The 23,814-nt window shown below is 72.2% G+C and carries 18 protein-coding genes; 13 read left to right on the top strand and 5 right to left on the bottom strand.

The features are described 5' to 3' along the window. The first annotated feature begins 19 nt into the window (after positions 1-19). Positions 20-688, top strand: a complete 669-nt coding sequence (locus IE305_RS11045; protein ID WP_190129321.1) for a VC0807 family protein — start codon at positions 20-22, stop codon at positions 686-688. A gap of 76 nt (positions 689-764) precedes the next feature. Here IE305_RS11045 and IE305_RS11040 read toward each other — a convergent pair whose 3' ends face one another. Together IE305_RS11040 and metH are read right to left on the bottom strand one after the other, a co-directional pair. After that, positions 765-2,318: a N,N-dimethylformamidase beta subunit family domain-containing protein gene (locus IE305_RS11040; protein WP_229890802.1), complete on the bottom strand. Its 1,554-nt coding sequence runs from the start codon at positions 2,316-2,318 to the stop codon at positions 765-767. Positions 2,319-2,395: 77 nt separating this feature from the next. Further along, on the bottom strand, positions 2,396-5,905 hold the full coding sequence (metH, locus tag IE305_RS11035) for a methionine synthase (protein ID WP_190129320.1): 3,510 nt from the start codon (positions 5,903-5,905) through the stop codon (positions 2,396-2,398). Between the two features lie 312 nt (positions 5,906-6,217). On the opposite strand from metH, the gene IE305_RS11030 reads away from it, so the two are divergent. The 9 genes from IE305_RS11030 to IE305_RS10990 all read left to right on the top strand — a co-directional run bounded on the left by IE305_RS11030 (position 6,218) and on the right by IE305_RS10990 (position 18,419). Next, positions 6,218-6,982 carry an IclR family transcriptional regulator gene (locus IE305_RS11030; protein WP_190129319.1) on the top strand — a complete coding sequence of 255 codons (765 nt, stop codon included), beginning with the start codon at positions 6,218-6,220 and terminating at the stop codon, positions 6,980-6,982. Between the two features lie 360 nt (positions 6,983-7,342). Then, the gene (locus IE305_RS11025; protein ID WP_190129318.1) at positions 7,343-8,125 is read left to right on the top strand and encodes an MIP/aquaporin family protein; all 783 of its coding nucleotides are present in this window, start codon (positions 7,343-7,345) and stop codon (positions 8,123-8,125) included. Positions 8,126-8,180: 55 nt separating this feature from the next. Then, positions 8,181-9,719, top strand: a complete 1,539-nt coding sequence (gene glpK / locus IE305_RS11020) for a glycerol kinase GlpK (RefSeq protein WP_190129317.1) — start codon at positions 8,181-8,183, stop codon at positions 9,717-9,719. Positions 9,720-9,733: 14 nt separating this feature from the next. Beyond that, positions 9,734-11,341 carry a glycerol-3-phosphate dehydrogenase/oxidase gene (locus IE305_RS11015; protein WP_190129316.1) on the top strand — a complete coding sequence of 536 codons (1,608 nt, stop codon included), beginning with the start codon at positions 9,734-9,736 and terminating at the stop codon, positions 11,339-11,341. Positions 11,342-11,445: 104 nt separating this feature from the next. After that, positions 11,446-12,510 carry a glycoside hydrolase family 18 protein gene (locus IE305_RS11010; protein ID WP_229890800.1) on the top strand — a complete coding sequence of 355 codons (1,065 nt, stop codon included), beginning with the start codon at positions 11,446-11,448 and terminating at the stop codon, positions 12,508-12,510. Positions 12,511-12,654: 144 nt separating this feature from the next. Then, positions 12,655-13,782: a PAC2 family protein gene (locus IE305_RS11005; RefSeq protein ID WP_190129315.1), complete on the top strand. Its 1,128-nt coding sequence runs from the start codon at positions 12,655-12,657 to the stop codon at positions 13,780-13,782. 155 nt (positions 13,783-13,937) lie between these two features. Then, the gene (locus IE305_RS11000; protein ID WP_190129314.1) at positions 13,938-14,648 is read left to right on the top strand and encodes an HAD family hydrolase; all 711 of its coding nucleotides are present in this window, start codon (positions 13,938-13,940) and stop codon (positions 14,646-14,648) included. Positions 14,649-15,061: 413 nt separating this feature from the next. Further along, on the top strand, positions 15,062-16,654 hold the full coding sequence (locus tag IE305_RS10995) for an ABC transporter substrate-binding protein (protein ID WP_190129313.1): 1,593 nt from the start codon (positions 15,062-15,064) through the stop codon (positions 16,652-16,654). A gap of 175 nt (positions 16,655-16,829) precedes the next feature. Continuing rightward, entirely contained in the window at positions 16,830-18,419 is a 1,590-nt protein-coding gene (locus tag IE305_RS10990; protein WP_190129312.1) for an ABC transporter substrate-binding protein, read from the top strand. A gap of 80 nt (positions 18,420-18,499) precedes the next feature. Here the strand turns inward: IE305_RS10990 and IE305_RS10985 are convergent, their stop codons facing one another. Together IE305_RS10985 and IE305_RS10980 are read right to left on the bottom strand one after the other, a co-directional pair. Continuing rightward, the gene (locus IE305_RS10985; RefSeq protein ID WP_190129311.1) at positions 18,500-19,171 is read right to left on the bottom strand and encodes a response regulator; all 672 of its coding nucleotides are present in this window, start codon (positions 19,169-19,171) and stop codon (positions 18,500-18,502) included. A 15-nt stretch (positions 19,172-19,186) separates the two neighbouring features. After that, on the bottom strand, positions 19,187-20,203 hold the full coding sequence (locus IE305_RS10980) for a RecB family exonuclease (RefSeq protein WP_190129310.1): 1,017 nt from the start codon (positions 20,201-20,203) through the stop codon (positions 19,187-19,189). Positions 20,204-20,278: 75 nt separating this feature from the next. On the opposite strand from IE305_RS10980, the gene IE305_RS10975 reads away from it, so the two are divergent. The 3 genes from IE305_RS10975 (at position 20,279) to IE305_RS10965 (ending at position 23,251) form a co-directional block, all read left to right on the top strand. Further along, the gene (locus IE305_RS10975) at positions 20,279-21,517 is read left to right on the top strand and encodes a site-2 protease family protein (protein WP_190129309.1); all 1,239 of its coding nucleotides are present in this window, start codon (positions 20,279-20,281) and stop codon (positions 21,515-21,517) included. 48 nt (positions 21,518-21,565) lie between these two features. Next, positions 21,566-22,453: a tRNA (adenine-N1)-methyltransferase gene (locus IE305_RS10970; RefSeq protein ID WP_190129308.1), complete on the top strand. Its 888-nt coding sequence runs from the start codon at positions 21,566-21,568 to the stop codon at positions 22,451-22,453. Positions 22,454-22,660: 207 nt separating this feature from the next. Then, on the top strand, positions 22,661-23,251 hold the full coding sequence (locus tag IE305_RS10965; RefSeq protein WP_190129307.1) for a hypothetical protein: 591 nt from the start codon (positions 22,661-22,663) through the stop codon (positions 23,249-23,251). Between the two features lie 70 nt (positions 23,252-23,321). Here the strand turns inward: IE305_RS10965 and IE305_RS10960 are convergent, their stop codons facing one another. Next, entirely contained in the window at positions 23,322-23,609 is a 288-nt protein-coding gene (locus tag IE305_RS10960; RefSeq protein WP_190129306.1) for a ferredoxin, read from the bottom strand. Positions 23,610-23,814: the final 205 nt, after the last annotated feature.

Genomic DNA, 23,814 nt, shown 5'->3' with positions numbered 1-23,814 from the left:
GCGTGAGAGCAGGACGACCATGACGAACGACATCACCACCACCCCTCCGGCGGAGGAGAAGGCCCGGAAGAAAGCGGCCGTCCGCCGCTTCGTGCTCCGCCAGCTGGTGTTCGAGCTCGGCCTGCCGCTGGGCTGCTACTACGCCCTGCGCGGCGCCGGCGTCAGCCCGTGGGCGGCGCTGCTGGCCGGCGGCCTGCTGGCCGTCCCGTGGATCGTGCACGGCATGATCAGGCACCGCAGGGTCGAGACGATGGCGGTGTTCACCCTCGTCGTGCTGCTCGTCGGCTCCTTGATGACCCTGGTCACCGGCGACCCCCGGACCCTCCTCGTCCGGGACAGCTGGCTCGCGGCCGTCATCGGGATCTGGGTGCTGGCCACCGTGCCGACGCGCAACCCCTTCCTGCTCAGCGCCTTCCGCCCGATGATCGTGGCGAAGGTGGGCGAGGACGGCTACCAGCAGTGGCGGAGCCGCTGGACGACGGAGCCGGACTTCCGGCGCCACGTCCGCATCCTCAGCGCCGTGTGGGGCGTCGTCCTCACCCTGGACGCCGGGGTCCGCGTCGTGCTGGCCCTCACCGTGCCCGTCGACGCCGTGCCGACGGCGAGCACGGCCCAGTGGCTCGTCGTCCTGGCCGGCCTGATCCTCTTCCACCGGCGGTACGTCATGACCAAGGGGCTGGAGGCATGACCTCCCGGGAGACCACCGTGGTCGTCGCCGGGGCCGGGCCCGCCGGCCCCGCCGGCGCACGGGCACCTCGTGCGCCTCACCACAGGTGTTCGTGCGCCTGCACCGGATCGCCCTCGTACGGGTGGTACGCGGCGAGGTTGTCCGCCGCCGGGTGGTCCCGGCCCGCCGGGCCCGTGGCGAACGCCCGCAGCACGTTGGCGGTGACCTGGGCGGTGAACCGGGCCGTGGCCGGCGGGATGCCGTGTGTCCCGTCGCCCTTGAGGGACTCCACCCAGCGCATGGTGCCGGTGTTGAACACCCCGGCGCCGCCGGCCGTCGTGTAGTAGCCCGAGTCGGCGAAGGAGCGCACGCCCCGGCACACCAGCGGCGAGTGCGCCACGATGTCCAGCGGACGGGGGGTGCGCGGGCCGGAGTTGACGCGGTCGTACTCCGTGCCCACCAGGTTGGGGAAGCGGGCGCCCCGCGCCACGCCCGTGTCCTCGAACAGCCAGTGGCCCGGCTCGGTCACCACGTAGTCGGCCGACGTCGGGTTCGACTCGTACAGCGTGCCGGTGAGGGAGTTCTCCGGGTCGGGGTGGGGCGCGGCCCGCCAGTCCGTGGTGACGGCCCGGTCGTCGTGGCCGGCCAGCGGGTCGAGCCGCCAGTCGGTCTTGTAGCAGACGACCAGGCGGCGGTCGGTGGTGCCGGCCGGCTCCAGCCGGATGCGCCGGAAGCAGGCGTTGGCGCCGAGGAACGCCACGTTGGTGCCCGCGTCGCGGGCCGCGGTGACCGCCGTGCGCATCGCCGGCGTCCAGTACTCGTCGTGCCCCAGGGACACCACCGCGTGGGCGCCGCGCAGCAGGCCGGGGTCGCGGTCGACGTCCATGGAGGTGACGTACGCCAGCGGCAGCCCGAGCCGTTCGGCCAGGGCGATCGCCGGCTGCTCGTAGGTGAGGAACAGCCGCGCGCCGTCCCCGTCGTACGGCCGGTCGCAGCTGACGGCCAGCGAGCGGGCGCTGTAGTCGGCCTTGCCGCCGGGCCCGTGGTAGAGGCTGTGCCCGCCCCACGTGTTGTACGCCTGCCAGGTGGCGGCCGCGTTGACGAGGACCAGCCGGCCCGCGGTGTGCGCGGAGCGGACCGTGACGGGTACGTAGCGCTGGTCGCCGGAGTCGGCGGTGAGCCGGACGAGGTACGCGCCCTCGGGCCAGCCCCGCGTGGGCACCTCGGCGGACACCGGCCAGGCCGCGGCGACCGTACGGGTGGGGCCGCCGGGCCGGGGGAGCGGCCGGGCCCCGCACGGCATGCGCTCCGCCGCCCACACGCGGCGCGCCTGGGCGCCGCCGTACCAGCCCATGCGGAACGCCTCCGCGCGGAACCCGGACCCGGCGGCCACCGACACGTGCAGCCGGAACGGTTCGCCGGGCAGGACGCTCGCCCGGTCGGCGTACCCCTCGACCGCGTGCTCCTGGCCCTGCCGGGCCAGCCGCCAGTCGTGGTCGCCGTGCCGTTCGTTCTCCGCCGTGACCGCGGCCGGGCCGCCCTGCGGCCCGTCACCGGCGGAGCAGCCGGCGAGGAACGCGCCGGCCCCCGTCCCGGCGACGGCGCCGAGGAAGCGCCGCCGGTTCCAGGGGTGGGTGTCGTGGGTGCCCATGTCGTAACCCATTGGGCGGGCACGGACCCGGGGCCGCAACCGGAGAACGGTCGCGGCCCCTGGCACCGGCGGGCGCGTCAGCGCGCGTTGAAGTACTTCGCCTCGGGGTGGTGGATGACGATGGCGTCGGTCGACTGCTCCGGGTGCAGCTGGAACTCCTCCGACAGGTGCACCCCGATCCGCTCCGGCCGCAGCAGCTCGGCGATCTTCGCCCGGTCCTCCAGGTCCGGGCAGGCGCCGTAGCCCAGCGAGAACCGCGCGCCCCGGTACTTCAGGGCGAACATCCCCTCGACGTCGTCGGGGTCCTCCGCGCCGAAGCCCAGCTCGGCGCGGACCCGGGCGTGCCAGTACTCGGCGAGGGCCTCGGCCAGCTGCACGGACAGGCCGTGCAGCTCCAGGTACTCGCGATAGGCGTTGGCCTCGAACAGCTTCGCCGTGGCCTCGCCGATGCGGGAGCCCACCGTGACCACCTGGAGGCCCACCACGTCGGTCTCGCCGCTCTCCTCGGGGCGGAAGAAGTCGGCGAGGCACAGCCGGCGGCCGCGCCGCTGCCGGGGGAAGGTGAAGCGGGTGCGCTCGGTGCCGTCCTCGTGCAGGATCACGAGGTCGTCGCCCTTGCTGACGCACGGGAAGTAGCCGTGGACGACGGCCGCCTCCAGCAGGTTCTCGGTGTGCAGCTTCTCCAGCAGGCCGCGCAGCCGCGGCCGGCCCTCGCTCTCCACCAGCTCCTCGTACGTGGGGCCGCCGGCGCGGGCCTGCTTCAGCCCCCACTGGCCCTTGAACAGCGCGCCCTCGTCCAGCCAGGAGGCGTACTCCTTCAGCTGGATGCCCTTGACGACGCGCGTCCCCCAGAAGGGCGGCTCGGGCACGGGGTTGTCGGTGGCCACGTCCGAGCGCACCGCGCCCTGCGGCTCCTCCACCTCGGCCACCGCGGGGGCCTCCCGCTTGGGCACCCGCCGCTGCCGGAGCTCGGGCAGCGTGGCGCCGGGCACCCCGCGCTTGACGGCGATCAGCGCGTCCATGAGCTTCAGGCCCTCGAAGGCGTCGCGCGCGTACCGCACCTCGCCCTCGTAGATCTCGTGCAGGTCCTGCTCGACGTAGGCGCGGGTGAGGGCGGCGCCGCCGAGGATCACCGGGTAGGTGGCCGCCAGCTTGCGCTGGTTGAGCTCCTCCAGGTTCTCCTTCATGATCACGGTGGACTTCACCAGCAGCCCGGACATGCCGATGACATCGGCCCGGTGCTCCTGCGCGGCCTCCACGATCGCCGACACCGGCTGCTTGATGCCGAGGTTGACGACGTTGTAGCCGTTGTTGGAGAGGATGATGTCGACGAGGTTCTTGCCGATGTCGTGGACGTCGCCGCGGACCGTGGCCAGCACGATCGTGCCCTTGCCGGCGGCCTCGCTCTTCTCCATGTGCGGCTCCAGGTGGGCCACCGCGGCCTTCATCACCTCGGCCGACTGGAGCACGAACGGCAGCTGCATCTGCCCCGAGCCGAAGAGCTCGCCGACGACCTTCATGCCCTCCAGCAGGGTGTCGTTGACGATGTCGAGGGCGGGCCGCTCGCGCAGCGCCTCGTCGAGGTCGGCCTCCAGGCCGTTGCGCTCGCCGTCGACGATGCGGCGGCGCAGCCGCTCCTCCAGCGGCAGGGCCAGCAGCTCCTCGGCCTTGGACGCCTTGAGGGACTTCGCGGTGGCGCCCTCGAACAGCTGCATGAGCTTCTGCAGCGGGTCGTAGCCCTCGGCGCGGCGGTCGTGGATGAGGTCGAGGGCGGTGGCGACCTCCTCCTCCCCGAACCGGGCGATGGGCAGGATCTTCGCGGCGTGCACGATGGCCGAGTCCAGGCCGGCCTTGACGCATTCGTCGAGGAAGACGGAGTTGAGGAGGATGCGGGCGGCGGGGTTGAGGCCGAAGGAGATGTTGGACAGGCCGAGCGTGGTCTGCACGTCCGGGTGGCGCTTCTTCAGCTCGCGGATCGCCTCGATGGTGGCGATACCGTCCTTGCGGGACTCCTCCTGGCCGGTGCAGATGGTGAAGGTGAGGCAGTCGACGAGGATGTCGCACTCCCGGATGCCCCAGTTCCCCGTCAGGTCGGCGATCAGCCGCTCGGCGACGGCGACCTTCTTCTCCGCGGTACGGGCCTGGCCCTCCTCGTCGATGGTGAGGGCGATCAGCGCGGCGCCGTGCTCCTTGGCCAGGGCCGTGACCTTGGCGAACCGCGAGTCGGGGCCGTCGCCGTCCTCGTAGTTCACCGAGTTGATCACCGCACGGCCGCCGAGCTTCTCCAGGCCCGCGCGGAGGACGTCCACCTCGGTGGAGTCCAGCACGACGGGCAGCGTGGAGGCGGTGGCGAAGCGGCCGGCGAGCTCCTCCATGTCGGCCACGCCGTCCCGGCCCACGTAGTCCACGCACAGGTCGAGCATGTGGGCGCCCTCGCGGATCTGCTCGCGGGCCATCTCCACGCAGTCGTCCCAGCGGCCCTCCAGCATGGCCTCGCGGAACTTCTTCGAGCCGTTGGCGTTGGTGCGCTCGCCGATGGCGAGGTACGAGGTGTCCTGGCGGAACGGCACCGTCTGGTAGAGGGAGGAGGCGCCCGGCTCGGGGCGCACCCGGCGCTCGCCCGGCGTCAGGTCGCGCACCCGTTCGACGACCTGGCGCAGGTGCTCGGGCGTGGTGCCGCAGCAGCCGCCGACCAGGGAGAGGCCGTACTCGCGGACGAACGTCTCGTGCGCGTCGGCCAGCTCGGCGGGGCTCAGCGGGTAGTGGGCGCCGTCCTTGCCGAGCACGGGCAGGCCCGCGTTGGGCATCGCGGAGATGCGGGTGCGGGCGTGCCGGGAGAGGTGGCGCAGGTGCTCGCTCATCTCGGCGGGGCCGGTGGCGCAGTTCAGCCCGATCATGTCGATGCCCAGCGGCTCCAGGGCGGTGAGCGCGGCGCCGATCTCGGAGCCCAGCAGCATCGTGCCGGTGGTCTCGACGGTCACCTGCACCAGCAGCGGCACGTCGGTGCCGGTGGCCGCCATGGCGCGGCGGGCGCCGATGACGGACGCCTTGGTCTGGAGCAGGTCCTGCGTGGTCTCGACGAGGATGGCGTCGGCGCCGCCGGCCAGCAGGCCCTCGGCGTTGCGCTGGTAGGCGTCGCGCAGGGTGGTGAAGCCGATGTGGCCGAGGGTGGGCAGCTTGGTGCCGGGGCCGACGGAGCCCAGCACCCAGCGGACGCGGCCGTCGCGGGCGGTGAAGGCGTCGGCGGTCTCCCGGGCGATCCGGGCGCCGGCCTCGGACAGCTCGGTGATGCGGTGCGCGATGTCGTACTCGCCGAGCGCGGCGTGGTTGGCGCCGAAGGTGTTGGTCTCCACGCAGTCGACGCCGGCCTCGAAGTACGCCTCGTGGACCGCGCGGACGATGTCGGGCCGGGTGACGTTGAGGACCTCGTTGCACCCCTCCAGCTGCTGGAAGTCCTCCAGCGAGGGGTCCTGCGCCTGGAGCATGGTGCCCATCGCCCCGTCGGCCACCACCACACGGGTGGCCAGGGCCTCGCGCAGCTGCGCGGATCGGCTGGCGGGTACGGGCGGCGGGGTGGACGAGGCCATGGGGCAGCTCCCGGGTGTGCGACGGCTGTCGGCTTTGCGCCGCCCTGTTGCGGACGGCGCACGCGGCCAGCCTAGCCCCAGGACCGCCCCCCGGCGCAGGGGCGTCTCATGGTCCGGACCAGTCGGCGGGCGGACGGCGTACCGGCCGGAGGGCCCGGCGGAGAGGTCCGGCGGGGGCCGGTGGGGTGCCCGCGGAGTGTGTCGGTGATCATGGTCGGGCCCTGCTGTCGGGTATCCCCTGGTCGGCAACGGCCGATAGTGTTCAGCAATGCCGAACGGTGAGCGCCGGGCGGCAGCGAAGGGAGTAGCTCGATGGCACGGACCATCCAGTCGCTGGAGCGAGCGGCGGCGATGCTGCGGCTGCTCGCGGGCGGCGAGCGGCGGCTCGGCCTGTCCGACGTGGCCTCCGCGCTGGGGCTGGCCAAGGGTACCGCCCACGGCATCCTGCGCACCCTCCAGCAGGAGGGCTTCGTCGAGCAGGACCCGGTCTCCGGGCGCTACCAGCTCGGCGCCGAGCTGCTCCGCCTCGGCAACAGCTACCTGGACGTGCACGAGCTGCGGGCCCGCGCCCTGGTGTGGGCCGACGACCTGGCCCGGTCCAGCGGCGAGAGCGTCCACCTCGGCGTGCTGCACCAGCAGGGCGTGCTGATCGTGCACCACGTCTTCCGCCCCGACGACAGCCGCCAGGTGCTGGAGGTCGGCGCCATGCAGCCGCTGCACAGCACGGCGCTGGGCAAGGTGCTGTGCGCCTACGACCCGGTGGCGCACGCGGAGATGGTGGACGCCGACCGCGAGGCGTTCACGCCGCACACCGTCACGGACCTCCCCGGGCTGGAGGGTGTGCTGGACCTGGTGCGCGCCCGCGGCTGGGCCGCGGACGTCGAGGAGACCTGGGCCGGGGTGGCCTCCGTGGCGGCCCCCATTCACGACCGCCGCCGGATGCCGGTGGGCGCGGTCGGCATCACGGGCGCCGTCGAGCGCGTGTGCGAGGGCGGCGAGCTGCGGCCCCGGCTGGTGGCCGCGGTGCGCGACTGCGCCCGCGCCGTCTCGCGCGACCTGGGCGCCGGGCGCTTCTGAGCCGCCCCGCGCCCCCCCCGGTCGGCGATGCCGACCGGGGGCGCCGGAGAGGCCGCCGAGGGGCCGTTCCGGGTCCTGTCCGAGACCTCTCCGTGACCCGCGAGACCCTCTCGTTACCCACCGGTATCCGAACGTAGATTTCCGGCCAGTTGGCCTGGAGTTTCCGGTCACAGAGCCCTTGACGGGGTCTTAACCGTCCAGAAAACTGCCGTGCATCGGTCGGCATTGTCGAACACCTACCGACAATATTCGCTATGGTGTGCAGTGCCGCGGGACCGATCACCGCCCTCTCGGAGGGCGCGGACCACCGGAGGGACCCGGGGTTCGCCTTCCCCTGGACGAAGGACAAAGGAGTCGCGGGTGTCCAGCTCCGACATCTTCACCGGCGAGACCATCGGTACCGCCGTACTGATTCTGCTCGGCGGCGGCGTCTGCGCCGCCGTCACACTGAAGCGTTCGAAGGCCCAGAACGCCGGATGGCTCACCATCACGTTCGGCTGGGGCTTCGCGGTACTGGCCGGCGCCTACATCGGCACCAAGTCCGGTGCGCACCTCAACCCCGCCGTCACCCTCGGCCTCGCCCTCGACGGCGCGGTCGCCTGGAGCGACGTGCCCGTGTACATCGGCTCCCAGCTGCTCGGCGCCATGATCGGCGCGACGCTGGTGTGGCTCGCCTACCAGGGCCAGTTCAAGGCCCACCTGACCGATCCGGAGCTCGTCGCGAGCCTCAACCCCAGCGAGGGCATGGTCGACCAGACCGCCACCCCGCAGGCCGGCCCGGTGCTCGGCATCTTCTCCACCGGCCCCGAGGTCCGCAACGCCGTGCAGAACCTCGTCACCGAGATCATCGCCACCGCGGTGCTGGTGCTGTTCATCCTCACCCTGGGCCTCACCAAGGGCCTGGCCGTCAGCGGCACCGGCACCCTCATGGTCGCCCTCGTCGTCGTCGGCATCGGCATCTCGCTCGGCGGCCCCACCGGCTACGCCATCAACCCCGCCCGCGACCTCGGCCCCCGCATCGTGCACGCCCTGCTGCCGCTGCCCAACAAGGGCGGCTCGGACTGGGGGTACGCCTGGGTGCCCGTCGTCGGCCCCCTGATTGGCGCGGCCCTGGCCGCGGGTATCCACAAGCTCGCATTCTGAGCAGCAGCACACGCCGAGACACGCCGAGACCCAGACCTTCAGGAGCAGACACCCCATGACCACCACCCACGGCGCCTCCCACGGCCAGGGCCCGTTCATCGCGGCCATCGACCAGGGCACCACCTCCTCCCGCTGCATCGTCTTCGACCGCGACGGCCGCATCGTCGCCGTCGACCAGAAGGAGCACGAGCAGATCTTCCCCAAGCCGGGCTGGGTCGAGCACGACGCCCTGGAGATCTGGCGCAACGTCGAGCAGGTCGTCGCCGGCGCCGTCGAGAAGGCCGGCATCACCGCCGCCGACGTCAAGGCCATCGGCATCACCAACCAGCGCGAGACCACCCTGCTCTGGGACAAGAACACCGGTGAGCCCGTCCACAACGCCATCGTCTGGCAGGACACCCGCACGGACGCCCTCTGCAAGGAGCTCGGCCGCAACGTCGGCCAGGACCGCTTCCGCCGCGAGACCGGCCTCCCGCTGGCCTCCTACTTCTCCGGCCCCAAGGTCCGCTGGCTGCTGGACAACGTCGAGGGCCTGCGTGAGCGCGCCGAGGCCGGCGACATCCTCTTCGGCACCATGGACTCCTGGGTCATCTGGAACCTCACCGGCGGTGTGAACGGCGGCGTCCACGTCACCGACGTCACCAACGCCTCGCGCACCATGCTGATGAACCTGCGCACCCTGGCGTGGGACGACCGCATCCTGTCCTCCATGGAGATCCCGGCCGCCGTCCTGCCGGAGATCCGCTCCTCCGCCGAGGTCTACGGCACCGCCAAGGGCGGCGCCCTCGAGGGCGTCCCCGTCGCCTCCGCCCTCGGCGACCAGCAGGCCGCCCTCTTCGGCCAGACCTGCTTCGACCAGGGCGAGGCCAAGTCCACCTACGGCACCGGCACCTTCATGCTGATGAACACCGGTGGCGAGCCCGTCCAGTCCTACAACGGCCTGCTGACCACCGTCGGCTACCGCATCGGCGACCAGAAGCCCGTCTACGCCCTCGAGGGCTCCATCGCCGTCACCGGCTCCCTCGTCCAGTGGATGCGCGACCAGATGGGCCTCATCAAGAGCGCGGCCGAGATCGAGACGCTCGCCAGCTCCGTCGAGGACAACGGCGGCGCCTACTTCGTGCCCGCCTTCTCCGGCCTGTTCGCCCCCTACTGGCGCTCCGACGCGCGCGGCGTGATCGCGGGCCTGACCCGCTACGTCACCAAGGCGCACATCGCCCGCGCCGTCCTCGAGGCCACCGCCTGGCAGACCCGCGAGATCACCGACGCCATGACCAAGGACTCCGGCGTCGAGCTGACCGCCCTCAAGGTCGACGGCGGCATGACCTCCAACAACTTGCTGATGCAGACCCTCTCGGACTTCCTGGACGCACCCGTGGTGCGCCCCATGGTCGCCGAGACGACCTGCCTCGGCGCCGCCTACGCCGCCGGCCTGGCCGTCGGCTTCTGGCCGGACACCGACGCCCTGCGCGCCAACTGGCGCCGGGCCGCCGAGTGGACCCCCCGCATGGACGCGGACACGCGTGACCGCGAGTACAAGAACTGGCTCAAGGCCGTCGAGCGGACCATGGGCTGGATCGACGACGAGAGCTGACTGAGGAGCAACTCATGACTACCCCGCAGAGCGTGCCCACCCTGGGAACGCACCCGGCCGCCGGCGTCAACCCGGGCCGAGCCGAGACCCGGGAGAGACTGTCCAACGCGACGTACGACCTCCTGGTCATCGGCGGCGGCATCCTGGGCACCTCGGTCGCCTGGCACGCCGCGCAGGCCGGCCTGCGGGTCGCCATGGTGGACGCCGGCGACTTCGCCGGCGCCACCTCCTCCGCGTCCTCCAAGCTCGTCCACGGCGGTCTGCGCTACCTGCAGACCGGCGCGGTCAAGCTGGTCGCGGAGAACCACCACGAGCGCCGCGTCCTCGCCAAGGACGTGGCCCCCCACCTCGTCAACCCGCTCACCTTCTACCTGCCCGTCTACAAGGGCGGCCCGGTGGGTGCGGCCAAGCTCGGCGCCGGCGTCTTCGCCTACTCGGCGCTGTCCGCCTTCGGCGACGGCGTCGGCAAGGTCATCTCCCCGGCCCGCGCCAAGGCCGACAACCCCGGCCTGCGCACCGACGACCTCAAGGCCGTCGCGGTCTACTACGACCACCAGATGAACGACTCCCGCGTGGCCGTCATGACGGTTCGCGCGGCCGTCGAGTCCGGTGCCGTGGTCCTCAACCACGCCGAGGTCACCGGCCTGCGCTTCACGCACGGCAAGGTCACCGGCGCCGAGCTCAAGGACCGCATGGACGGCACCGAGTTCGGCATCGACGCCCGCGTCGTCCTCAACGCCACCGGCCCGTGGGTGGACCACCTGCGGAAGCTGGAGGACAAGGGCGCCGCACCGTCCATCCGCCTCTCCAAGGGCGCGCACATCGTGATGAAGCGCAAGTCGCCGTGGAAGGCCGCCATGGCCACCCCGATCGACAAGTACCGCATCACCTTCGCCCTCCCCTGGGAGGACCAGCTCCTCCTGGGCACCACCGACACCCAGTACGAGGGCGACCCGGCGGACGTGCGCGCCACCGAGGAGGACATCCAGCAGATCCTCGACGAGGCCGCGTTCTCCATCCAGGACGCCGACCTCGACCGCTCCCTGATGACGTACGCCTTCGCCGGCCTGCGCGTGCTGCCCGGCGGCCCCGGCGACGTCGCCCAGGCCAAGCGCGAGACGGTCGTCACCGAGGGCAAGGGCGGCATGCTGTCCGTCGCCGGCGGCAAGTGGACCACCTACCGCCACATCGGCCGCACGGTCATGAAGAAGCTCGCCCAGGTGCCCGGCAGCCCGCTCACCGAGGACATGGAGCCCGTCTCCAGCCTCGTCCGCCGCACCCCGCTGCCCGGCGTCGCCAACCCCAACGCCGTCGCGCACCGCCTGCTCGTCGACCGCGAGCCCGGCGCCCGCATGGACCCGCTGACCGCCCGTCACCTCGCCACCCACTACGGCTCGCTGTCCTTCGACATCGCCCGCATGGTCAACGAGAACCCCGAGCTCGGCGAGCGGATCCACCCCGACGGCCCGGAGATCTGGGCCCAGGTCGTCTACGCCCGCGACCACGAGTGGGCCGAGACGGTCGACGACGTGCTGCGCCGCCGCACCACCCTGACCATCCGCGGCCTCGACACCGAGGACGTCCGGACCCGCGTCAAGGAGCTGCTGGGCGACAAGCACTGACGCGCCCCCTTCGCGCCCGTCCGCCGTGTGCTCCCGGGCACACGGCGGACGGGCAACCAGGCACCGGCCGCACACGTCCCCTGGAGGGAAGAGGGGACGTACACATGAACAGGGCAGCACCGCCGGCCGGCAAGAAGACCTCACGGCCCCGCCCACCGCTGTGGCGGCGCATCACCGTACGCGTGGCGATCGGGCTGGCCCTCCTCGTCCTCGTGCCGGTCGTCACGGCAGGCAGCGCGCTGCGCGCCGCCTACGCCGGGTCGCCCGCCGACGACGCGGTCACCCGCGGCCGGGACGCGGTGTGGCTGGGGCACGCCTGGGTGGACGGCCGGCGCGGCCCGGCCGACCTCGCCGCGCTGAAGCGGCGCCTGGCCGGCACCGGCATCCGTGACCTGTACGTGCACGCCGGCCCGCTGGAGCACGACGGCACCCTGCCCGCGGACGTGTACCGCGGCGCCGGCCGGTTCCTCGACGCGGTCCACCGCGAGCTGCCCGGGGTACGCGTCCAGGCGTGGCTCGGCGACAAGGTGACCGACCGGGCCGGCGGCCCGGGCCTGTACCTGCCCTCCGCACCGGTGCGGGAGGCCGTCGTGGAGTCCGCCCGGCAGGTGCTGCGGGCCGGCTTCGAGGGCCTGCACCTGGACGTCGAACCCGTGCCCAGCGACGACCGGGACTTCCTCGCGCTGCTCGACTCCCTGCATACGGCGGTGCGTTCGCAGGGCGGAGTGCTGTCGGTGGCCGCCCAGCAGATCGACCCGCTGCCCGCCCTGCACCGCGCGGCGCGCACGCTGGGCAGCAAGAAGTGGTGGACCCAGCGCTACTTCGCCCAGGTGGCCCGCCGCACCGACCAGATAGCCGTCATGTCGTACGACACGGCGCTGCCGGCGGAGACGCTCTACGGCGGCTACGTGGCCCGGCAGACCGCGCTGGCCCTCCAGGTGACGCCCCGGCGGACCGACCTGCTGATGGGCCTGCCCTTCTACCACACCGACGACTGGGGCCATCAGAGCCGGGCCGAGACGGCGGCGGCCGCCGTGCGCGGCGCCCGGCTGGGCCTGTCCCGGCAGGACCGGCACCGCGAACGCTTCGGCGTCGCACTGTACGTGGACTTCGCCGCCACCGAGGCCGACTGGCGCGCCTATCGCGGCGGGTGGGGCACGCGTGGCTGAAAGTGCCTCCCCCTCGGGGGCTGCGTACCGGGGTCGCCGAAGTCGTAGGCTTGGGGCACACACGAGACAACCGCAATCGCACGGAACGGCAACCGGCGGCGCCCTGCACCCATGGTGTGCGCCCCGGTCGGAAGGAGGCGCTGGGTGATCGAGCTTGAGGGGGTTCCCGAGCTGATCGACCCGGTCATGATCTGTGCCTTCGAGGGCTGGAACGACGCCGGTGACGCAGCCTCCAGCGCGGTCGCGCACCTGGACCGGGAGTGGAAGGGCGAGGTGTTCGCCGCGCTCGACGCGGAGGACTACTACGACTTCCAGGTCAACCGGCCCACGGTCTGGCTGGACGGGGGCGTCCGCAAGATCACCTGGCCGACCACCCGGCTGTCGGTGGTGCGGGCCGCGGACACCGGCGCCTCGCGGGACCTGGTCCTGGTGCGGGGCATCGAGCCGAGCATGCGCTGGCGGTCGTTCTGCAACGAGCTGCTGGGCTTCGCCCACGAGCTCGGTGTGGAGATGGTGGTGATCCTGGGCTCGCTGCTCGGCGACACCCCGCACACCCGGCCCGTTCCGGTCAGCGGCGTCACCTCCGACCCGGATCTGGCGCGCACCCTGGACCTGGAGGAGTCCCGCTACGAGGGACCGACCGGCATCGTCGGCATCCTCCAGGAGGCGTGCACGCACGCCGGGGTGCCGGCGGTGAGCCTGTGGGCCGCCGTGCCGCACTACGTCTCCCAGCCGCCCAACCCGAAGGCCACCCTGGCGCTGCTCAACCGCCTGGAGGACCTGATCGACCTGCGCGTCCCGCAGGGCGAGCTGCCGGAGGACGCCCGCGCCTGGCAGCTGGGCGTGGACCAGCTGGCGGCCGAGGACAGCGAGGTGGCCGAGTACGTGCAGTCGCTGGAGGAGGCGCGGGACACCGCGGACCTGCCGGAGGCGTCCGGCGAGGCCATCGCCCGGGAGTTCGAGCGCTACCTGCGGCGCCGCGACGGCCAGCCGGGCCAGGCGCCCGGTCCGGAGCGGGCCGGCGGCCTGGCCGCCGAGCCGGGGCTGGCCGAGGGCGGCCCACGCGACCCGTCGTACCTGCGGGACACCGCCGGCGGCCGGACCCGGCCGCCCCGCCCGCCGGCCCAGACCCCCGACGAGGGGGCCGACGGGGCCGCCGGGACGGAGGGCGATGACGCCTCCGACGGCAAGGGCGCCCCGGACGGCAAGGGCAGGGGCAAGGACGACGGCGGCGGGCGCGACGGCTCCCAGGACGGCCCCGGCGACGACTGATCCCGGCCCCCGACGGGGCCCGCGCAGACTGGGTGATTATCGACGCGACGTGCGGCGCCCACCGCCGTACACTGGTCGGTCCGGTGAAGGCCGGTCCGTCCTCCGCGGTGAGCGGAGGGCCGGGCCGGCCTTCGTGTCCCCCAGGAGGTGTGCGGATGACCAGCAGCGTCCCCGTGATCGGCGTGCGGCCGGAGGCCCCGGCCCTGCAGGCGGTCCTGCTCGACATGGACGGCACCCTCGTCGACACCGAGGGTTTCTGGTGGGAGGTGGAGGTCGCCGTCTTCGCCGAGCTGGGGCACCAGCTGCTGGAGGAGTGGCGCGAGGTGGTCGTCGGCGGGCCGATGACCCGCAGCGCCTCGTTCCTGATCAAGGCGACGGGGGCCCGGATCGCCCTGGCCGAGCTCACGGCCCTGCTCAACACCCGGTTCTCGGAGATGATCGGGCGCGGTGTGCCGCTGATGCCCGGCGCCCGCCGGCTGCTGGCCGAGCTGTCCGCGCACGGGGTGCCGACGGCCCTGGTCTCCGCCTCGCACCGGGAGATCATCGACAGAGTGCTCGACACGCTGGGCCGGCAGCACTTCGCGCTGACGGTGGCCGGCGACGAGCTGACCCGCACCAAGCCGCACCCCGACCCGTACCTGCTGGCCGCCGCCCGGCTGGGCGCGGACCCGGCGCGGTGTGCGGTGGTGGAGGACACCCTGACCGGTGTGGCCGCGGCGGAGGCGGCCGGGTGCCGGGTGGTGGCGGTGCCGTCGGTGGCGCCGATCCCGCCCGCCGCGGGCCGGACCGTGGTCGGCTCGCTGGAGGAAGTCGATCTCTCTTTTCTGCGCGGACTGATCACGGGAATGCACCGGGGCGTGCACTGAGCGTGTGCCGCGGAATACGCACGGGAACTCCCGGCAGCGGGCCGGGTGTTTTCCGTGACGAATGCGGCGGCTGAATTCCCGCGGTCGGCCGGAAAGCCTCCTGCGTGACGTTCGTCACCGGCACGGAGTGCCGACGGCGCCTTTCGTGCGCCCCGCGCGGCCCGCACTGCGGGCGGAAGCGCACCCTTGTGTCCCGTTTGATCGTCCCGTGTCGGGTTCGTTCCGGCGTCCGTTTATCGAACAGCCCGGGGTCGTTATCACCACGTGATATTGCATCAACTTCATCGTGTTCCGGCGGTGCAGGCCACGCACACTAATCTTTTCGCGAGAACTTCACGGCTGCCCGTATGACCGGCCATCGGCTATCGGTAGGGTCCGGGCAGCCGAACGCACCACAGGGAGAACACCGGACAATGAACCGCAAGACGTTGGTCCTGCCCGCCGTGGCGGGCCTGCTGGCACCCGTGCTCGTCGCCTGCGGCGGGGGCGACGGAGCCGGACAGGGGGCCATCGTCATCGGCACCACCGACCGGTTCGAGGAGACCACCGACGCTCCCGCGCCCTTCGACCCCGCCGCCGCGTACGACAACGGCCTCTGGAACGTCCTGCACAGCACCTTCCAGACGCTGCTGCGCCTGCCCCGCTCCGGCACGGCCCCCGAGCCGGACGCCGCGGAGAAGTGCGGCTGGAGCGACCGGCTCAACGAGCAGTTCCGCTGCACGCTGCGCAGCGGCCTGAAGTTCTCCAACGGCCACGCGCTCACCTCGGAGGACGTCAAGTTCTCCATCGACCGCTCCAAGGCCATCAACTTCGAGAACGGCCCGGTGTCGCTGCTCAGCAACATCGACAAGGTGGAGACGCCGGGCGAGCTCGAGGTGGTCTTCCACCTCAAGACGCCCGACGCCACGTTCCCGCAGAAGATATCCACCCCCGCCGCCGCCATCGTCGACAGCGAGTCGTACGACAAGAACAAGCTGGGCACCGGCTTCAAGGTCGTCGGCTCCGGGCCGTACACCCTGAAGACCGACGTCCAGGACGACCGCGTCACCAAGGTCGAGCTGAACCGGAACCCCGACTACAAGGGTTCGGTCAAGGTGCAGAACAGCAAGGTCGAAATGCGCTTCTTCGACGACTCCACGTCGATGGAGGCGGCCCTGAAGTCCGGTGACATCGACCTGATGACCCGGGCCATGACGCCCGAGCAGATCGGCCGCCTGCGCGGCGCGGGGGAGAAGGGCGTCCAGCTCCTGGAGTCCACCAGCCAGGAGATCAGCTACCTCGCCTTCAACACCGAGGACCCGGTCGTCAAGCAGAAGGCCGTCCGCCAGGCCATCGCGCAGCTGGTCGACCGCCAGGCCCTGACCCGCGACGACTACCAGCGCACCAGCGAACCGCTGTACTCCATGGTGCCCACCGGCATCACCGGTCACCAGAACGCCTTCGCCAACAAGTACGGCGACCCCAGCACCGACAAGGCCCGTGCGCTGCTGAAGTCCGCCAACGTCACCACCCCCGTGCCGCTGACGCTCACCTACACCAGCGACCACTACGGCGAGGCCACCGGAAAGGCCTTCAAGACGCTGCAGAAGCAGCTCAACGACAGCGGCCTGTTCGACACCAAGGTGCAGGGCGTCAAGTGGTCCGAGTTCCGCCCCGAGTCGTCCAAGGGCAAGTACGCCGTCTACGGCATGGGCTGGGTCCCCGACTTCCCGGACCCGGACAACTTCGTGGCCCCGTTCATCGGCAAGGACAACTTCCTCGGCTCCCCCTACCGCAACGCCAAGATCAGCAACGAGCTGATCCCGCAGTCGCGGCAGTCCGTCCAGCGTGACACCGCCGGCAAGTACTTCCAGCAGGCCGAGGACATCCTCGCCGACGACGTGCCCGTCCTGCCGCTGTGGCAGGGCAAGCACTACGTCGCCGCCAGCTCCAAGATCACCGGCGGCGAATGGGTCCTCAACTCCTCCTCCGAACTCCAGCCGTGGGAGCTGGGCCGCGGCGCCTGAGCCGGACCCGGACCCCGGACGGGCGGCGGCGGCCCGGCGACGCCCGGCCGCCGCCCACCCCGCACCACCAGCTGTACTCGCTCCACCGCTTCACCAGCTCCACCCGCAGAATGCAGAAACTTCTCTGCAGCACCAGACGGTCATTCAGCGATCAAGAACTGTGAGGAACGTGCACGTGAGGAAACGTGACCAGTGGCTCGCCGCCCCGCTCACCGCGGGGCTCGCCGCCGCCCTGCTCAGCGGGTGCGGATCGGAGGACGGCAAGGCGGCCGGCACCGGGGAGTCGGTGGTCATGGGGATGTCGGACGAGGTGCAGGCCACCGACCCGGCCTCCGGTTACGACCCGGGCTCCTGGCTGCTGTTCAACAACGTCTTCCAGTCGCTGCTCAGCTTCCCCAAGGGCAGCACCGTCCCGCAGCCCGAGGCCGCCAAGAGCTGCAAGTTCCGGGACGAGACCAGCACCGTCTACGAGTGCACCCTCCAGGACGGCCTGAAGTTCAGCAACGGCAACCCCCTCACCTCCGAGGACGTCGCCTACTCCTTCCGCCGCACCCTGCGCATCAACGACAAGGACGGCCCGGCGGCCGCGATGCTCTCCACCATCGGGGACATCAAGACGCCCGACAAGTCCACCGTCGTCTTCACTCTCAAGCGCCCCGACGCCACCTTCCCGCAGAAGATCGCCTCCGGTGCCGGCTCCATCGTCGACCACACCGAGTACCCCAAGGACAAGCTGCGCACCGACGGCAAGGCCGTCGGCTCCGGCGTCTACAAGCTGGACTCCTTCAGCAAGGACAAGGCCGTCTTCAAGGTCAACAGCACCTACAAGGGCCCCGCCACCGTGCAGAACAGCGGCATGACCCTCAAGCTGTTCCACGGCCAGCAGGACGCCCTGAAGAAGGCCGTGCAGAACGGCGACGTCGACGTCGCCTACCGTGGCCTGGCCATGAAGGACATCGCCGACATCGAGTCCGGCGACGCCAAGGGCGGCCTCAAGGTCACCGAGGGCACCAGCGCCGAGGTCCAGCACATGGTCTTCAACACCAAGGACCCGGTGGTCGGCAAGGCCGGCGTCCGCAAGGCCATCGCCTACCTCGTCGACCGCGCCGCCCTGGTCCGCGACGTCTACAAGCGCACCGCCGAGCCGCTCTACTCCGTCGTGCCCAGCGGCATCACCGGCCACAAGACGCCCTACTTCGACATGTACGGCGACCGGCCCAACGTCGAGAAGGCCACCGCCGCCCTCAAGTCCGCCGGCGTCAGCGGCAAGGTCAAGCTCACCCTGTGGGCCACCCCCGTCCGCTACGGCCCCGGCACCGTCGCCGAGTTCCAGGAGATCGCCAAGCAGCTCAACGCCAGCGGCCTCTTCGAAGCCGACGTGCAGAGCGTGCCCTTCGACCAGTACGAGAAGGACATCGCGGCCGGCAAGTACGGCGTCTACGTCAAGGGCTGGGTGCCCGACTACCCCGACCCCGACAACTTCACCGCCCCGTTCTTCGGCGAGGACAACGTCCTCCGCAACGGCTACCAGAACAAGGACATAGCGAACATCCTCCCCGTCACGGCCGGCATGGGCAGCCGCCAGGCCACCAACGAGGACTTCGCCAAGGTCCAGCAGGCCGTCGCCCAGGACGTGCCCGTCCTCCCGCTCTGGCAGGGCAAGCAGTACGCCGTCGCCAACGAGCGCATCTCCGGGCTCCAGTGGACCCTCGACGCCTCCACCGTCTTCCGTTTCTGGGAGATCAGCAAGGGCGCCAAGGCCTGACGCCCGCACCCCCCGACGGCCGCGCCCCGGCCCCCGCACCGCGGGGACCGGGGCGCACCCCGTTCACGGACCCGGACCGCTCACTGCGCGCCGGGACGCACCAGCCCGCTCTCGTACGCGTACACCGCGGCCTGCACCCGGTCCCGCAGCCCCAGCTTCGTCAGCACATGGCCCACGTGCGTCTTCACCGTCGTCTCGCTCACGAACAGGTCCGCCGCGATCTCCGCGTTCGACAGGCCCCGGGCCACCAGCTTGAGCACCTCCACCTCACGCTCGGTCAGCGTGCCCAGCGCGTCCGGCAGCGGCTCCTCGCCCGACGGCAGGTGCCCCGCGTACTTGTCCAGCAGCCGCCGCGTGATGCTCGGCGCCAGCATCGCCTCACCACCGGCCACCACCCGGATCGCCTGCACCAGCTCATGCGCCGGGGCGTCCTTCAGCAGGAAGCCGCTCGCCCCCGCCTTCAGCGCCTCCACCACGTACTCGTCCAGGTCGAACGTCGTCAGCACCAGCACCTTCGCCGGGCCGTCCCGCTCCGGGCCGGTGATCTGCCGGGTGGCCTCCACCCCGTCCATCCGCGGCATCCGGATGTCCATCAGCACAACGTCCGGCTGCAACGCGCGCACCTGCTCCAGCGCCTGCAGGCCGTCCCCGGCCTCACCCACCACCGCCAGGTCCTGCTCGGCCTCCAGGATCATGCGGAAGCCGGTGCGCAGCAGCGGCTGGTCGTCGACCAGTAGGACGCGGATCGCCACGGGAGATCTCCTTCGCTAGACCGCGTCCATTCTGCCCTGGGCCGCCCCGTCCCGTTGCGCGGGCAGCGGCAGCGGATACGGCGGGGGAGTGCCACCGAACTCCGGGCACACCGCCCGGTGGTCGCACCAGCCGCACAGCTTCGTCGGCCGCGGCCGCCAGTCGCCCGTCCGGGTGGCCTCCGCGATCGCGTCCCACAGCGCCCGCAGCTTCCGCTCCACCGCGTGCAGCTCGGCCTCCACCGGGTCGTACGTCAGCACGTCCCCGCTGCCCAGGTACACCAGCTGGAGCCGGCGCGGCACCCGGCCCCGCAGCCGCCACACCACCAGCGCGTAGAACATCATCTGGAACAGCGCCTCGCCCCGGTACTGCGGCGACGGCGCCTTCCCCGTCTTGTAGTCCACGATCCGCAGCTCGCCCGACGGCGCCACGTCCAGCCGGTCCACGATGCCGCGCAGCAGCAGCTCCGGCCGCCCCGCACCGTCCTCCTCCGCGACCGGCTCCAGCACCGTCTGCACCGACAGCTCCCGCTCGGCCGGCTCCAGCCGCGTCGGGTCCTCCAGCGAGAACCAGCGCTCCACCAGCCGCTCCGCGTCCGCCAGCCAGCGCGCCAGCGCCTCGTCGTCCCGCGACCCGTCCTCGCGCAGGAACAACCCCGCCAGCTCCGGCTTCGCCGCCAGCAGCCGTTCCCACTCGCCCGGCACCAGCGACACCGCCCGCGGCGCCGTCCGCTCCTCCGCCGGCGCGTCGAACAACCGCTCCAGCACCGCGTGCACCACCGTGCCCCGCGTCGCGGCCGCACTCGGCTTCTCCGGCAACCGGTCGATCACCCGGAAGCGGTACAGCAACGGGCACCGCATGAAATCCGCTGCCCTCGACGGCGACAGGGAGGCCGGCGGCACGGCAGCGGGCCCGCGCACCGGGCCCGCTGCCGCCCCCGAACAGTTCTCGGCGGAGCCCTCGACGGAGCTCCCGGTGGCGGAATCCATGACACAGACCCTACGGCCCGGCACGGACAACCGGCCGCATACCATCGACGGTAGACCCGCACTGCATGATCGTGACAAAGCACCCGGTGGTGCGGGGACCGGAGCCGACGAGGGGACACCGTGGACGACAGCGGGCAGGGCCGACCCGGCACGGGCGGCGACGACAGCCCCGGCGGCCCCCCGGGCAGGCGCCCCGGCGCCCCCCGGCAGCCCGGACCCGGCGGCGGCATCCTCATGGGCCGCCCCTTCGGCGTACCCGTCTACGTCGCCCCCAGCTGGTTCCTCGTCGCCGCCCTCATCACCTGGGTCTTCGGCGGCCAGCTGGACCGCGTCCTGCCCGAGCTCGGCCGCGCCCGCTACCTCGTCGCCCTCTTCTTCGCCGTCGCCTTCTACGGCTCCGTCCTCGTCCACGAGCTCGCCCACACCGTCGCCGCCCTCCGCTTCAAACTCCCGGTGCGCCGCATCCAGCTCCAGTTCTTCGGCGGCGTCTCCGAGATCGAGAAGGAGAGCGAGACCCCCGGCCGCGAATTCGTCCTCGCCTTCGTCGGCCCCCTCCTCTCCCTCGTCCTCGCCGGCCTCTTCTGGCTCGGCCTCCTCGCCGTCCGCCCCGGCACCGTGCCCAGCGTCCTCCTCGCCGGGCTCATGCTCTCCAACCTCCTCGTCGCCGCCTTCAACCTGCTGCCCGGCCTCCCCCTCGACGGCGGCCGCATGCTCCGCGCCGTCGTCTGGAAGATCAGCGGCAAACCCATGACCGGCACCGTCGCCGCCGCCTGGGTCGGCCGCGCCCTCGCCGTCGCCGTCCTCCTCGGCCTGCCCCTGCTCACCCACGGCGGCGACATCGACAGCTTCGGCGGCACCGACTCCCTCACCGACGCCCTCCTCGCGGCCGTCCTCGCCGCCATCATCTGGACCGGCGCCGGCAACAGCCTCCGCATGGCCCGCCTCCGCGAACACCTGCCCGGCCTCCGCGCCCGCACCCTCACCCGGCGCGCCGTCCCCGTCCAGGCCGCCACCCCCCTCTCCGAGGCCCTCCGCCGCGCCGGCGAGGCCGGCGCCCGCGCCCTCGTCGTCGTCGACGCCCAGGGCACCCCCACCGCGATCGTCCGCGAGACCGCCATCGCCGGCATCCCCCAGCACCGCCGCCCCTGGACCGAGACCGGCACCCTCGCCCAGGAGCTCACCGACGGCATGCGGCTCCCCGCCGACCTCGCCGGCGAGGACCTCCTCGAAGCCCTCCGCACCACCCCCGCCAGCGAATACCTCGTCGTCGAGGACACCGGCGAGGTCTACGGCGTCCTCTCCGCCACCGACGTCGAGCGCGCCTTCGTCGCCGCCATGTCCCGCCCCGCCGGCCCCTGACCACTACCGGTGGTCAGCAGTCCCCCCGACGCCCGGTACGCTGGTCGTATGTCCGAACCGACCGGTGCCGCCCGCCGTCGCGGGCCCTTCAAGGTCGGGGACCAGGTCCAGCTCACCGACCCCAAGGGACGCCACTACACGTTCACGCTCGAGGCCGGGAAGAACTTCCACACCCACAAGGGTTCCTTCCCCCACGACGAGCTGATCGGCGCCCCCGAGGGCAGTGTCGTCCGTACCACGGGAAACGTCGCCTACCTGGCGCTGCGCCCCCTGCTCCCCGACTACGTCCTGTCCATGCCCCGCGGAGCCGCGGTGGTCTACCCGAAGGACGCGGGGCAGATCCTCGCCTTCGCCGACATCTTCCCCGGCGCCCGCGTCGTGGAGGCCGGCGTCGGCTCGGGCTCGCTCAGCAGCTTCCTGCTCCGCGCCATCGGCGACCAGGGCATGCTGCACTCCTACGAGCGCCGCGAGGACTTCGCCGAGATCGCCCAGGCCAACGTGGAGCGCTACTTCGGCGGCCCGCACCCCGCCTGGCAGCTCACCGTCGGCGACCTCCAGGACAACCTGTCCGACACCGACGTCGACCGCGTGATCCTCGACATGCTCGCTCCCTGGGAGTGCCTGGAGGCCGTCTCCAAGGCGCTGGTCCCCGGCGGCATCCTCTGCTGCTACGTGGCCACCACCACCCAGCTCGCGCGGACCGTCGAGTCCATCCGCGAGATCGGCTGCTTCGCCGAGCCGCAGCCGTGGGAGTCGATGATCCGCAACTGGCACGTGGAGGGCCTCGCCGTCCGCCCCGACCACCGGATGATCGGCCACACCGGCTTCCTCGTCACCGCCCGCCGCCTCGCGGACGGCGTCGAGCCGCCCATGCGCCGCCGCCGCCCCGCCAAGGGCGCCTACGGCGAGGACTACGAGGGCCCCAACAAGGGCTGACCCGTACGCACCACCACGCGGCGCCGCCGCCGGGAACCGCACCGCGGAACTCGGGGGCGGCGCCGTCGCGTTACCGCCCGCTCCCGCACCACGGACCGTGCTGCTCACCCCCCGGCCCGCTGTTCCTGCGTCACCACCGGTGTGACACCATGCAGTCACTTTTCGCAGCCAACCCCGCAGCCACAGCTCTCACAGGAGTCCGCGCGCGTGCAGTCCGCAGCAGCCGGTTCGTTCCCCTCGTCCGGCCCGACGCAGCCCCTCCCGCACACCCGCCCCCGCCCGCTCCACTGGCTCGCCACCGCGGCCGCCCTGGCCGCCGTGCTCACCGGCGCCGCCCTCACCGGTCCCGGCACCACCCCGGAGGCCCACCCGGCCGCCGTGGCCGCCCCCGACGCCCGCGCCGCCCACTACCCCCTCGACTGCGGCCGCGCCCCCGCCGAGGTCGTCCACCAGGCCACCGCCGACCTCGACCGCGACGGGCGCCCCGAGACCGTCGCCCAGGTCCGCTGCCCCGCCGGCGGCGGCACCCCGCCCAGCGGCCTCTACCTGCTCGGGACCCCGGCCGCAGGCTCGGCCGCCCCGCGCCTCCTGGCCACCCTCGTCGACCCCGCCGAGCGGATGACCGTCACCGGCCTCGGCGCCGGGCCCGGCACGGTTTCGGCCACTCTCCTCGGCTACTCCGGCCCCGCCGTGCCCCGCTGCTGCCCCGACCGCCGGCGCGCCGTGAAGTGGCACTGGCGCGACGGGAGATTCGTGCTGACGGCCCTGGCCCCGCAAACGGCCACGGCCGGCGCCTGAGCCCGCGATCACGCGGGCCCCGGCACCGGCCGTGAGGGGTCGGTCACCGAGCCGTACGGCTGCTCACCGCCTACTCGGCGTCCGGACCGTAGACCTCCACCTTGTCGGCGACCCGGCGCACGTGGATGCAGTCGCCCGGGCACTCCTTCGCCGAGTCCCGCACCTCCGCGAGCAGCTCCAGCGGCACCCGCGTGGTGGCACCCTTGTCCTGGAGCAGCTCGTCGTCGGCGTCCTTGACGTACGCCAGGCCGTCGATGTCGAGCTCGAAGACCTCCGGGGCGTACTGGGCGCAGATCCCGTCGCCGGTGCACAGGTCCTGGTCGATCCAGACCTCGAGCTCGTCGTTCTGCACGGACATCTCGCCTGCCGTTTCCTGCGTACGTGAACCAATTGGAGCCAGCCCTGACGGGTGTTGACCGAGTCGACGATACAACCGCCCGCTTTCCGATGTTGATGGGTGGGTATTCCCCTGACGTGAGGACGTGCGCAAGGGTGAAGATCGGACACACTCCGACCGGGTTTGTGATCTAGGGGTTTCAACCTGCACCGGCCCAGGTAGGGTC

This window comes from Streptomyces mashuensis, assembly GCF_014654785.1.
In the GTDB taxonomy this organism is placed as follows: domain Bacteria; phylum Actinomycetota; class Actinomycetes; order Streptomycetales; family Streptomycetaceae; genus Streptomyces; species Streptomyces mashuensis.
This window is presented reverse-complemented; position numbering and strand designations above follow the sequence as displayed.

Excerpts from the sequence above, each read along its gene's own strand:
- IE305_RS10980 (WP_190129310.1), bottom strand. The coding sequence starts at position 20,203 with ATGGTATGCGGCCGGTTGTCCGTGCCGGGCCGTAGGGTCTGTGTCATG.
- IE305_RS11015 (WP_190129316.1), top strand. The coding sequence starts at position 9,734 with ATGACTACCCCGCAGAGCGTGCCCACCCTGGGAACGCACCCGGCCGCC.
- IE305_RS11030 (WP_190129319.1), top strand. The coding sequence starts at position 6,218 with ATGGCACGGACCATCCAGTCGCTGGAGCGAGCGGCGGCGATGCTGCGG.
- metH (WP_190129320.1), bottom strand. The coding sequence starts at position 5,905 with ATGGCCTCGTCCACCCCGCCGCCCGTACCCGCCAGCCGATCCGCGCAG.
- IE305_RS11000 (WP_190129314.1), top strand. The coding sequence starts at position 13,938 with ATGACCAGCAGCGTCCCCGTGATCGGCGTGCGGCCGGAGGCCCCGGCC.
- IE305_RS11010 (WP_229890800.1), top strand. The coding sequence starts at position 11,446 with ATGAACAGGGCAGCACCGCCGGCCGGCAAGAAGACCTCACGGCCCCGC.
- glpK (WP_190129317.1), top strand. The coding sequence starts at position 8,181 with ATGACCACCACCCACGGCGCCTCCCACGGCCAGGGCCCGTTCATCGCG.
- IE305_RS10995 (WP_190129313.1), top strand. The coding sequence starts at position 15,062 with ATGAACCGCAAGACGTTGGTCCTGCCCGCCGTGGCGGGCCTGCTGGCA.
- IE305_RS11040 (WP_229890802.1), bottom strand. The coding sequence starts at position 2,318 with ATGGGCACCCACGACACCCACCCCTGGAACCGGCGGCGCTTCCTCGGC.
- IE305_RS10960 (WP_190129306.1), bottom strand. The coding sequence starts at position 23,609 with ATGTCCGTGCAGAACGACGAGCTCGAGGTCTGGATCGACCAGGACCTG.
- IE305_RS10970 (WP_190129308.1), top strand. The coding sequence starts at position 21,566 with ATGTCCGAACCGACCGGTGCCGCCCGCCGTCGCGGGCCCTTCAAGGTC.
- IE305_RS11045 (WP_190129321.1), top strand. The coding sequence starts at position 20 with ATGACGAACGACATCACCACCACCCCTCCGGCGGAGGAGAAGGCCCGG.